Annotated in this window: 9 protein-coding genes; 4 read left to right on the top strand and 5 right to left on the bottom strand. The window is 48.3% G+C overall.

Annotated elements, in window-relative coordinates:
• Positions 1 to 67 precede the first annotated feature (67 nt).
• The 5 genes from CLV82_RS00510 to ruvB all read right to left on the bottom strand — a co-directional run bounded on the left by CLV82_RS00510 (position 68) and on the right by ruvB (position 5,772).
• Positions 68 to 643 carry a hypothetical protein gene (locus CLV82_RS00510; protein ID WP_133642356.1) on the bottom strand — a complete coding sequence of 192 codons (576 nt, stop codon included), beginning with the start codon at positions 641 to 643 and terminating at the stop codon, positions 68 to 70.
• Positions 644 to 1,156: 513 nt separating this feature from the next.
• A complete protein-coding gene (locus CLV82_RS00515) occupies positions 1,157 to 1,546 on the bottom strand; it encodes a hypothetical protein (RefSeq protein WP_133642357.1) in 390 nt (129 codons plus the stop codon).
• Positions 1,547 to 1,796: 250 nt separating this feature from the next.
• Positions 1,797 to 3,167 carry an FAD-binding oxidoreductase gene (locus CLV82_RS00520; RefSeq protein ID WP_208107958.1) on the bottom strand — a complete coding sequence of 457 codons (1,371 nt, stop codon included), beginning with the start codon at positions 3,165 to 3,167 and terminating at the stop codon, positions 1,797 to 1,799.
• A gap of 253 nt (positions 3,168 to 3,420) precedes the next feature.
• A complete protein-coding gene (locus CLV82_RS00525) occupies positions 3,421 to 4,749 on the bottom strand; it encodes a cytochrome P450 (protein WP_133642359.1) in 1,329 nt (442 codons plus the stop codon).
• Positions 4,750 to 5,772 carry a Holliday junction branch migration DNA helicase RuvB gene (ruvB, locus tag CLV82_RS00530; protein ID WP_133642360.1) on the bottom strand — a complete coding sequence of 341 codons (1,023 nt, stop codon included), beginning with the start codon at positions 5,770 to 5,772 and terminating at the stop codon, positions 4,750 to 4,752.
• A gap of 202 nt (positions 5,773 to 5,974) precedes the next feature.
• Between ruvB and CLV82_RS00535 the strand changes: the two genes are divergently transcribed.
• The 4 genes from CLV82_RS00535 to CLV82_RS00550 all read left to right on the top strand — a co-directional run bounded on the left by CLV82_RS00535 (position 5,975) and on the right by CLV82_RS00550 (position 12,026).
• Positions 5,975 to 6,391, top strand: coding sequence for an HYC_CC_PP family protein (locus CLV82_RS00535; RefSeq protein ID WP_449489487.1), 417 nt, complete (start codon positions 5,975 to 5,977; stop codon positions 6,389 to 6,391).
• 93 nt (positions 6,392 to 6,484) lie between these two features.
• Positions 6,485 to 10,252, top strand: coding sequence for an efflux RND transporter permease subunit (locus tag CLV82_RS00540; RefSeq protein ID WP_133642362.1), 3,768 nt, complete (start codon positions 6,485 to 6,487; stop codon positions 10,250 to 10,252).
• Positions 10,249 to 11,466 (top strand): TolC family protein, encoded by a 1,218-nt coding sequence (locus CLV82_RS00545; RefSeq protein ID WP_133642363.1) that lies wholly within the window; start codon positions 10,249 to 10,251, stop codon positions 11,464 to 11,466. The genes CLV82_RS00540 and CLV82_RS00545 overlap by 4 nt, the downstream gene beginning before the upstream one ends.
• 11 nt (positions 11,467 to 11,477) lie before the next feature.
• Positions 11,478 to 12,026 carry a DUF3347 domain-containing protein gene (locus tag CLV82_RS00550; protein WP_133642364.1) on the top strand — a complete coding sequence of 183 codons (549 nt, stop codon included), beginning with the start codon at positions 11,478 to 11,480 and terminating at the stop codon, positions 12,024 to 12,026.
• The last annotated feature ends 1 nt before the right edge of the window (position 12,027 follow it).

Consider the following 12,027-nt stretch of genomic DNA (forward strand, 5'->3'; position numbering starts at 1 on the left):
AGAGTGCCGGGAGCGGGAACCCCCGGCACATAAAGAAATTCAATCATTAAATCTGTATTATTCCGTATTATGGTAATGCCTGGTTACGAGCGGCAAAAATACCATCACTGTTTTCCATAGCGACCCAAACATGTAAGGTCCACATTCCTATATCAGTATTGAAGAACCATTCGTCCTCGGAACCAGTAAATCCTTCAGGGGCAGCTGGAGGATTTTCCGGATCAGGAACTGTAACCAGGTACTCAACTGCAACAAATTTCATTCCCTCTTCGCCCTCCGGAACATATAATAATACCTCAGGCTTTTCCAACTCAAAAAGGTCATCTATAAGTTCTTGTTTACCATAGTGATGACCCATCTGCGGCACATACCCTGAAAGGTCTACGTCATAACCTTGAGCAAGGGCTACTTTAAAATTATGGAATCGTCGCATTTTCTTTGTTAAACGCACAACTTCCTTTTCCCATGGCTCTAATTCAGCTTTCACAGCGTGACTTGTAAGAGGTATATCCTCTTGTGGGCTCAGCTCCTCCTGCGTACAGGAGGTCAGAAACAAGGACAATGCTAACAGTACCAGTAAACCGTCGAATACTACGAATTGGATCAATCTGAAAAGTCGATCATTCTGCCTTACATTTTTCATAATAAAACAATTTTGGTTAAACAATAATCTTCTTCCACAAGTATTGGAATGGATAAAGTGTCTCGGTATACAGAAAGGTGTTCATCAAAGCTTAAGGCAACTATAGATTATGATTCATTCTATTAACACGAACGGTCATCACGAGGTGAAAGCATTAAAATATACGCGTTTAAAAGGCACATACTTTTCCCGGAAAGTTTATCTAATCCGCTAATCTGACAGGAGAACTTTGAACTGCAATTTTAAATTGAGGGAACTGTAAACTAGGGAACAGACCTTGAGTTGGTCTTCTTATAAAGTTAAATATTTTTAGTTAAACTACTGAATTACTGTGCGTTAAAATTATTATGACATCATCACTATGAAGATGCTTATTTGCTGATTGGATTTAGTGCCAATTAGGGTGAAGGAACAATGTTTTCTGTTTCCCTCCAGCATATTCCGGGAAGGTAGTTGGTGTTACGGTCTTTCAATCCCGGCATACAGGTTTTATCACGTGAAATATCAACTGTCTCACTTAAATGTGGAATACCCGCAATAGGTCTTACCTGAATCAGCATCCGGTGAACAAGGACCCGCATGGGTATTGCAAGATTTTGGTGCCCGGAGCTGCAGTTCTATCATGACAATCGCATAACCTGGTGCAAGTCCAGTAATCCTGATATCTCCTGCCGAACGAACTAACAGTGCTCCGTCTTTAGCTGATCTTTGCAGGAAGTCATGAAATAGTTCGCACCAGCTCTTATTGCCAGGCATCGCCAGGTGGTCATGATCTCCTTTCAAAGGTACCTTGACTGCTTCCCCCTGCAGGGTATCCCCGCCCGGCAGACCAGCCATTAACCCCATGGCTGCGAATAAAATAATTATCAGAACGACTGTAGGCAAGATTTGTACCTGCTTCATAATAATATGTTTAAATGAGCAGGGGAACTACCATTCCTAAACTATAGAATCGCCAAAATGATACTACAGCCGGGCGTTATTAGATTGGTGGGAAACATTAGGGAAAAAAATATAAATGTTGTGCTGAAAGATTACTTCAAAGTACGAAATTATTCTCAACTATTTGTAAATCTGCAACTTATATCGCTTAATGCAAAAAAAAACCGGGGTGCATACCCCGGCTGTTCAATTTTAATAAACTAAAGTTTTATCATTCTCCTGGGCGGATATTCTGGTTTACCCTGAAAAGATTCTTGGGATCGTATTTGGTCTTGATCTTTACCAGCCGATCGTAATTCTTTCGATAAGACGCCTTTACCCGTTCCTGGCCTTCATCCATCATAAAATTAGAATATGCTCCTCCCATGGAATGGGGATGTAGCGCGTTGTAATATTCCTTACACCACCGGGTGATCTTCTCAGCATTGGCAGCATCCGGGTCCACACCTACAATGACCCCCGCATATTTAGCATCCCGGTAAGACCAAGGCGTAGCGTCTTTCGGCACCCTTGCGGCAGCACCGGATAAGGGATACAAGTGCATCTGGGATAAAGGGGTAGGAATTTTTGAACCAAAATTGCGATGTTCTTTCCGAGCCTGGGGTCCCAGCTCGTCAAAGAAGTCGGCTCTCCAGTACCACTGCAGCCCGGGTGGCATCATCCCATCGAACATGGTCTGGATAGCAGGGTATGGCATAGGACCTACATGCTCAAAAAGCGGATCCATGGCCCTGACGGACTCGAAGAGTTTATCGAACTCCTGCTGGTCTTCCCCGGCATAGCACCATACAATTCCACAAAACTGTTTATTGTGCAGGTGTTCAGGGAAAGGCGGACCGGGAATGACCATAGTGGCTATAAAACCATTGAGTTCATCCGGGGCTTTATGAATAAAGCCATGGTACCACTCCATGATCTCTTCTGTCTTTTCTATTGGCCACAGCGTCGGTCCCCCGATAACATTTTTCAGCGGGTGAGCTTTAAAGGTGAAAGAAGTGACAATTCCAAAATTACCGCCTCCGCCCCGGATGGCCCAGAACAGGTCCGGGTTCTCATCTTCATTCACGGTGATATACGAACCATCGGCCAGGACCATGTCGGCCTCCAGCAGGTTATCAATGGTCAGCCCGTATGTCCGGGTCAGGTGGCCAACTCCCCCGCCCAGGGTTAGTCCGCCTACTCCAGTAGAAGAAATGATCCCCGCAGGTACTGCCAGTCCAAATGCATGGGTGGCATGATCCACTTCTCCCCAGACATTTCCCCCGCCCACACGGACGGTTTGCTCCATCGGGTCTACCAATACATGTTTCATCAGTGAAAGATCTATGACCAATCCCCCCTCGCAGAGTCCAAGGCCACCTCCATTATGGCCGCCCCCGCGCACTGCGATCAGCAGATCGTGTTCTCTCCCGTAATTCACCGCGTTTATGACATCGGCCACGTCCACACATTTAGCGATCATGGCGGGTTTCTTGTCGATCATCGCGTTGTACACTTTCCTGCTCTCATGGTAATCTTTATGCCCGGGTTCTATCAATTCCCCCCGGAGCATTTCTTTTAAATCCTGTAAAACGGTTTCCATAGTATGTAGAATTAATTGATTGCATGCGTTAAACTCCTGCATGATGCAGTGATACATCTATTATCTGCAGAAATCGCCTGGCGGATTCAGGCCTGGGAGAACCTTATGGGCTTGTGTCTAAACCCTGGATGAGTCGTACCGTGGAACACGGTAGTAAGGGACGTAAACGAGTGTTGCGGGGGATATTTAAAGATAGTGAATATTATCCATAACCCGCTCAATAATAGAAAGTTAAAAATCAGTTAACTGCGGATCAGCGCGGAACGAATTCCAGGTAGACCGGTCCCGGCTTCAGGGAGATCAGCGGGTTCAGTGTAAGGGTTGGCTGGGGTGTGGTGATCCGGAATTCTTTCACCAGCATACTGAGTACCATCACCATCTCGTACATGGCAAAGTTATTACCAACGCACATCCTGGGTCCTGCCCCGAACGGGTAGTAATAGGCGGAGTGATTCAGGTTTCGCCCGGGGTCAAAGCGTTCAGGAATAAATTCTTCGGGTTGCTCCCAGAATTCTTCGCTGCGGTGCAGTTCATAAACGGACATCAGCAACAGGGTGTTCTTCCGGAGTTCCAGTCCTTCTATACTGTCCTGTTCCTTCGCCACCCTGTCTATCACATAGACCGGGGGATAAAGTCTTAACGCCTCCTCTATACATTGTTTGGTATACGAGAGTTTTCCCAGCAGATCCAGGGGATCAGATTCCTCCCAGTCAGTTGCCCTGACCTCTTCGTACAATTTTTCCTGTTTCCCGGGATTGGATGCGAGCAGGTGAAGGGCAAAACTCAGGGCATTGGCTGTAGTTTCATGCCCTGCTGTAAAAAGGATAAGAACCTCGTCGATCAGTTGCTGCCTGCTCATGGCACTGCCATCCTCGTACCTGGCCTGCAACAGCATATCGAGCAGGTCATTTTTCTCTTCCCCACTCTCAATGCGTTCTTCAATAATGCCATTCAGGATATCACGGCCCTGTTCGGCCATGTCCATGTGTTTAGTGATCTTTCCGCTTAACCGGAAGTACCATTTGAGGTAAGGCTGCCGCATTTCACGGATCAGCATCTGCTGGTTACGCTCGGTGATCTCCTGCAACTTGTTCATTCGTGTCCTGATATCGGCCCTGCTGAACAAGGACTGGGCAACTACCTGGAAGGCCAGGTCACCCATCAGCGGAAATATATCTGTAGTTTTCCGTGGCTCTATCCTGCCGAGTTCTTCCCGGATCACTAACAACATAGTGCGTAAGAGAAGGTGAAGTTTCTTTTTATGGAAGGCAGGCTGTATCATCCGCCGGTGAACACGCCAGTGCTCCCCCTCTGCCGTCAGTATTCCCTTCCCTATATAACGGGCCAGGTCCTCGGTCTGCAGCTCAGATTTCCGGTAATTCTTGTGGTTCTGCTGTAATGCATGCCTGATGATATTGGCATTACACGTAAAAATGATATTCCTGCCAAAACTGACCTCAACTTTAAAGGTATCACCCAGATCGTCAAAATGCTTCCTGTGAAAAGGGAGTGGGTTTTCCAGGATCTGTTTCCGGTTCCTGAACACCTCGTATCGTGAGACTTTTGGTAGTTCCTTACTCACCTAAAATAACCCCGGTTGATTTCCTCCTTTGATCCTGCCCAGGTGCTTGTAAGCTAACTCAGTTACCTCACGTCCGCGGGGGGTCCGCATTATGAATCCCTGCTGTATAAGAAAGGGCTCGTACACCTCTTCTATGGTCTCAGCACTTTCAGAAACTGCGGTGGCCAGGGTGGTGATCCCAACAGGTCCCCCTTTGAATTTATCGATAATCGTGGCGAGTATCTTGTTGTCCATCTCGTCCAGGCCGTAGGTGTCAACATTGAGCGCCTTTAGCCCGAATTTCGCAATGGCCATATCTATCTTGCCACTGCCTTTGATCTGGGCAAAATCGCGTACCCGTCGCAACAGGGCATTACATATCCTGGGTGTACCCCTGCTGCGGCCGGCGATCTCAATGGCGGCTTCCTGGGTAATAGGCACTTTCAGGATCTCGGCACTTCTTTCCACGATAGTGGATAAGAGCTCGGTGTTATAGTATTCCAGCCGGCTGGCAATTCCAAACCTTGCACGCATCGGGGCCGTTAAAAGCCCGGACCTGGTGGTTGCCCCCACCAAGGTGAATGGGTGTAAATTGATCTGTACTGACCGAGCGTTGGGCCCGGTCTCTATCATAATATCGATCTTGAAATCCTCCATAGCCGAGTAGAGGTATTCCTCCACGATGGGGCTCAGTCGGTGGATCTCGTCGATGAAAAGCACATCGCGTTCCTCGAGGTTGGTCAGCAGACCGGCAAGGTCTCCCGGTTTGTCCAGGACAGGTCCCGAGGTTATCTTGATCCCCACTCCCAGTTCGTTTGCCAGGATGTTGGCCAGGGTCGTTTTACCCAGGCCGGGAGGGCCGTGAAAAAGGGTATGGTCCAGGGCTTCCCCGCGGAGGTTGGCAGCCTGCACAAATACTTTCAGGTTTTCCAGGACCTGTGCCTGCCCCGTAAAATCGTCAAAGGAAGCCGGCCTTAAGGCTCTTTCTATATCGAGGTCTTCTTGGGAAAAGTTTTCCGCGGTTGGATCCAGGTGCTCATTCATATACTTACAAAGATAGGGGAAAATGAGAATTAGATGGCCTAAATAAATCAAGGCACCCCAGCTCTGTTCATGAAAAAAAACTAATCAAAACAATTCGTTTCGAATTGATAAACAAATCATTACAACTGAATATGCACGGGATTAATCTGAAATTTTGTTAATTTTACCCGTATTGAGCAAAACATTTAACATATTTGCAAAAGTGTACAGATCATCTCATAAAATAACAGCGATCCTCATGGCTTTCGTAGTCATGTTATCAACGGTTTCCTTTACCGTCGATATGCATTTCTGTGGGGATTCACTGGTAAGTCTTACACTCCTGAAAGAAGCTAAAAACTGTGGGATGGAGATGCAGGAGCACGCAGCTTCCTGTGAAGAAATGATCGCTGCCAAATCCTGTTGCACAGATAAAGAATTCGTAAAAGAGGGACAGAAAGAGCTGAAAAAATCTTACCAGCAAATTGCCGCTGAGCGAATAACCATACTCTTTCCACACTATTTTGCTTATCTCCACAACATCATTATCCCGGAGAACAAACCGCTGCGTTTAGAGGATTATTCCCCTCCCCTCCTGAGCGAGGATCTCAAAATTCTTTACGAGACCTACCTGATCTGAAAATTAAACAGTTTATATTCCGCCTGACCCGCTAACAGGGACCGGGCTTGCACGCTTATGTGCTCTCTTGCTTAACTGTTTAAATTTGATACAATGCTGGATAGAAGCATTAAATTCCTGATAGAAAATAAATTAGTCGCGTTGCTCCTCCTGCTACTCTTTGTAGGCTGGGGAATCGTGAACGCACCTTTTAACTGGAATACCGGAATCCTTCCCTCGGACCCCGTAGCAGTAGATGCCATCCCGGATATAGGCGAAAACCAGCAGATCGTTTTCACCGAATGGGAAGGCAGGTCCCCACAGGATATTGAAGACCAGGTCACCTACCCGCTCACCACTTCCCTATTGGGGATCCCAGGGGTCAAGACCATCCGGAGTTCTTCTATGTTCGGGTTTTCGAGCATCTATATCATCTTTGAAGAAGATGTGGAATTCTACTGGTCGCGAAGCCGCATCCTGGAAAAACTCAATTCCCTGCCTTCAGGATTATTACCAGACGGAGTCAATCCTGCCCTGGGGCCGGATGCTACAGGACTGGGACAGATCTTCTGGTACACCATTGAAGGGCGTGATAAAGACGGTAATGTTACCGGGGGCTGGGACCTGCATGAACTTCGCAGCGTACAGGATTATTACGTAAAATACGCCTTGTCTTCGGCCAGCGGCGTTTCCGAAGTTGCATCGATCGGGGGGTATGTACAGGAATACCAGGTGGATGTTGACCCCGAATTGATGCGGCAATACAATATACAGTTGTCTGACGTGGTGCAGGCGGTCCGTCAAACAAACCGTGATATAGGGGCCCAGACCCTGGAAATAAATAAAGCGGAATACCTGGTGCGCGGCCTGGGATACGTAAAATCGGTAGAGGACATTGCAAATACCGTGGTGGCTTCAGAAGATTACACTTCTATCCGGATCAGGGATATCGCAAGGGTCCATTTAGGACCATCAGTAAGACGGGGAATATTGGATAAAGAAGGGGCTGAAGTGGTCGGCGGGGTGGTCGTAGCCCGTTACGGAGCCAATCCCCTGGAAGTGATCAATAACGTAAAAGAAGAGATTGGAAAGCTTTCATCGGGATTGCCCTCAAAGGTCCTGGAAGACGGGCGAACCTCACAATTGACCATCGTACCTTTTTACGACAGGACAGAACTCATAAAGGAAACCCTCGGTACCCTGAACGAAGCACTGACCATGGAGATCCTGATCACGGTCCTGGTCATTGTTATAATGGTCTTTAACCTCAGGGCTTCCCTGCTGATCTCCGGATTACTGCCGGTCGCCGTCCTCATGGTATTTATCAGCATGAAGTATTTCGGGGTCGACGCTAACATAGTTGCACTTTCCGGTATTGCCATTGCCATTGGGACCATGGTGGATGTAGGGGTCATCCTGGTCGAGAATATCATCCGGCATCTGGAAGAAGACGAAGGCAATTTGCCCATCAACACCATCGTATACAATGCTTCGGCTGAAGTTTCCGGCGCCATTGTTACCGCGGTACTCACGACCATTATCAGTTTTATCCCTGTCTTTACCATGATCGGGGCCGAAGGCAAATTATTCCGCCCCCTGGCCTTTACCAAGACCATGGCGCTCACTGCCTCTATCGTGATCACCTTGTTCCTTATTCCTCCCTTCGCCGCATTTATCTATAAGAAAAGAAAGCTCCGTATCTACCCGAGACTTATCCTGAATATCCTGCTGGTCTTGGTGGGACTGATCTCAGTAATACTCGGATACTGGGTCGGACTTGCACTGCTGGTCTTTGGCTTACTGGGAGGGTTATATATTCTCCACCAGCAGGACAATTTTAATTTTAAACTACCTCCAATCTTCCTGGAACGCAGGAATACACTTAATGTACTGGTGACCATTATCACCATCATCATTTTACTGGCCAGCTACTGGCGCCCCTTAGGATTTGACCGGTCGGTTGGCATTAACCTGTTGTTCGTCTGCCTGATCTGCGGGGTCGTCCTGGGCTCCCTGTGGGCATTGCGATATTACTATACGGATATCCTGCGATGGGCGCTGGATCACAAGCTGACATTCCTGATGATCCCGGTCACTATCGTAACCCTCGGGATCGTTATCATGCTGAATACCGGGAAAGAATTTATGCCGTCCCTGAACGAAGGATCCTTCTTACTGATGCCCACTTCCATGCCACATTCAGGGGTTGAAGAAAATAAACGAGTGGTACAGCAACTGGACATGGCCGTAGCTGCCATCCCCGAAGTATCAACGGTGGTAGGGAAAGCCGGGCGGACAGAATCCGCCCTTGACCCTGCGCCCCTATCGATGTACGAGAATATTATCCAGTATTACCCGGAATACCAGCGGAATGAAGCGGGGGAACGTCAGCGATATAAAGTGAACGAAAAGGGTTACTTTGTTCTCAGTAGTGGTAAACTGGTGGCCAACCCCAATTCCCCTGTGGAAGGCGAAACAGAGACCGGAAACGAAATAATCAGTGATCCGTGGAGCTTTAACCGTTCCATGCTGCTGCCCCATGAGGACGGGGAATACTTCCGGAACTGGCGCCCCGATATAAATTCTCCTGATGATATCTGGGATGAGATTGTCAAGGCCACCCGTCTGCCCGGTATCACCTCCGCTCCCAAATTACAGCCGATCGAAACCCGCCTGGTGATGCTACAGACCGGGATGAGAGCTCCTATGGGCATCAAGGTAAAAGGAACAGACCTGGAACAGATAGAGGCTTTCGGACTGAAACTGGAGGGTATTCTGAAAGAAGCAGAAGGCGTAAAGGAGCAGGCCGTTTTTGCCGACCGGATCGTAGGGAAACCTTATCTGCTTATCGATATACAGAGAGATCAGCTGGCCCGTTACGGGGTCACGGTCGATGATGTGCAACAGGTACTCAGTATTGCTGTTGGCGGGATGCCACTCACACAGACCGTGGAAGGCCGGGAACGGTATGCCGTCCGGGTACGCTACCCCAGGGAACTCAGGGATAGCCCGGAAGATCTGAAGAAGATCTACGTACCGGTCAAGGATGGCACCCCGGTGCCTTTAGGTGACCTGGTAGAGATCCGCTACGAGAGAGGACCCATGGTCATTAAGAGCGAAGACACCTTCCTGGTGGGCTATGTATTGTTTGACAAGTTGGACGGGTATGCTGAAGTAGATGTAGTTGAAAATGCACAGGAGCTTATTCGATCAAAGATCTCGAGCGGAGAACTGGTGGTGCCAAAAGGGATCAACTACGCCTTTACGGGCACCTATGAAAACCAGCTGAGGGCCGAGAAAACACTATCTATCGTGGTTCCCTTGTCCCTGCTGATCATTTTCCTAATCCTGTATTTCCAGTTCCGTTCTGTAAGTACTTCCCTGATGGTATTCAGCGGGATCGCAGTAGCTTTTGCCGGTGGTTTTATCATGATCTGGTTATACGGGCAGGACTGGTTCCTGAATTTCAGCTTATTGGGAGAGAATATGCGCGATCTCTTTAACATGCAGACCATCAACCTGAGTGTGGCTGTCTGGGTCGGGTTCATCGCCCTGTTTGGTATTGCAACGGATGACGGGGTGATCATGGCGACATACCTCACCCAGTCCTTTGACCGGAACGACCCGGGTACCCGGGAAGAGATCCGTGCTGCAGCACTGGAGGCAGGGAACAAAAGGATTAGGGCCTGCCTTATGACCACGGCAACTACGGTCCTTGCCTTACTACCCATTCTTACTTCTACAGGCAGGGGTAGTGATATTATGATCCCCATGGCCATCCCGAGTTTCGGGGGGATGATCATAGATGTCACTTCTTATTTTATCGTTCCCGTGTTATACAGCTGGCACAAGGAAACCAAATTAAAACTACGCAAGTCATGAGAAAGTATATCATTATACTCCTGCTGACCCAGTTCTGCTTTCCTGCAAATGCACAGGACCTGCAGACCTATATTAGTATTGCCCAGGCGGAGAACCCGGGCCTACAGGCATACCAGACCCGGTTGGATATCGCCCGTGAAAAAGTGAATGAGGCTAACTGGCTGCCAAATACAGAGATCAGTACCAGTTATTTTGTCAGTGAACCGGAGACCAGGACCGGCCCGCAACGCGCCAGGTTTTCTGCCCGGCAAATGTTCCCGTGGTTTGGCACCATCGGTTCCCGGGAGGAGTTGGCTACCGTATTGTCAGAAGCCGAGTATATAGAGTACCAGGTGGCCAGGAGAGAACTGATCCTTAAAGTCGCCAGCGCCTATTACCAATTACAGGCCTTCAGGGCGCAGCAAGCTGTCCTCGCAGAAAACCTTGATCTACTGGAAACCTACGAGCGACTCGCGCTCACAGCCGTTGAAGTGGGCCGCGCATCAGCTACAGACGTCCTCCGCCTGCAGATCCGACAGAATGAATTAAAACAGGAATCCAAAACCCTGGAGCAGGAATTCCTGGCACAGGCTGCGGCTTTTGATGCCCTGTTGAATCGCAACCCGGGAACCGGGATCTCCCTCCCGGACTCCATTCCTATCCCGGAGACAGATCCCCCGATTAGCGAAGAAGGATTGTTGTTAAACCCCGAATTGGTTAAGTACGATAAATTGTACGAATCAGTTTCCAGGGCCGAGGTGCTGAACCGCAGAGAAGCAGCACCCATGTTCGGGCTAGGTGTAGATTATATACCCGTTGCCAACCGGACAGATATGAGTTTACCCGAAAACGGAAAAGACATTTTAATGCCCATGGTATCGCTTTCCATCCCCATTTTCAATAATCAATTTCGCTCAAGGAGCGTGCAGAATGAAATGCGGCAGACCGAACTGGAGTTACAACGACAGGAGAGGCTGAACCAATTACAAGCTGCCCTGGCACGGGCAATACATGAAAGAGATGCTGCCAGGATCACTCACGGCCTGCTCGAGGAAAATCTGGAACAGGTGAAGCAGGTGGAGTCTATCCTGTTAAAAAATTACGAGACCGGGACAATCGATTTCAACGAAATCCTCGATATTCAGGAGATGCAGCTGCGGTTTCAGAACCGGATGACCGTGGCCGCGAAAACCTATTTTGAAAAGAGTGCATTAATAAATTACTTAACCCAATAAACATCACAACAATGAGAATGAATTTTGCGATTACCGCTATCCTGCTTACACTTTCAATGACCGCATGTAAGAATGAAAAGAAACAACAGCAGGTAGAGATGAACAGCCCTGCAGAAGTAAAGAAAGAAGAGAAGAAAACAGCAGACATTGCCGACCAGGATTTTATTGACGGCATGACCGGGAAGGTCTGGCATAATTATCTTCAAACCAGGATGGCTTTAACCCAGGATGACGCTGAAGGAGCAGCTACTGCCGCAGCCAACATGGCTGAAGGTTTTGGAGAAGAGAAGCCGGGATTAAGAGAACTGGCTGAAAGTATAGCACAGGCGGAGGATATTGACAAACAAAGAGAGCTGTTTTCCGAACTCACGAAAGAAACAGGCGATCTGTTTGCCGAGGCTCTTTCGGGCGGAACGATATACAAGCAGTACTGCCCTATGGCTTTCAATAATACAGGTGCCTACTGGTATTCTGATGTCCCGGAGATCAGGAATCCTTATTTCGGGAGTAAAATGCTGAAATGCGGGGAAGTCAAAGACACCATTCGCCCTAAAAAATAAT

Source organism: Zeaxanthinibacter enoshimensis (assembly GCF_004362865.1).
Taxonomy (GTDB): Bacteria; Bacteroidota; Bacteroidia; order Flavobacteriales; family Flavobacteriaceae; genus Zeaxanthinibacter; species Zeaxanthinibacter enoshimensis.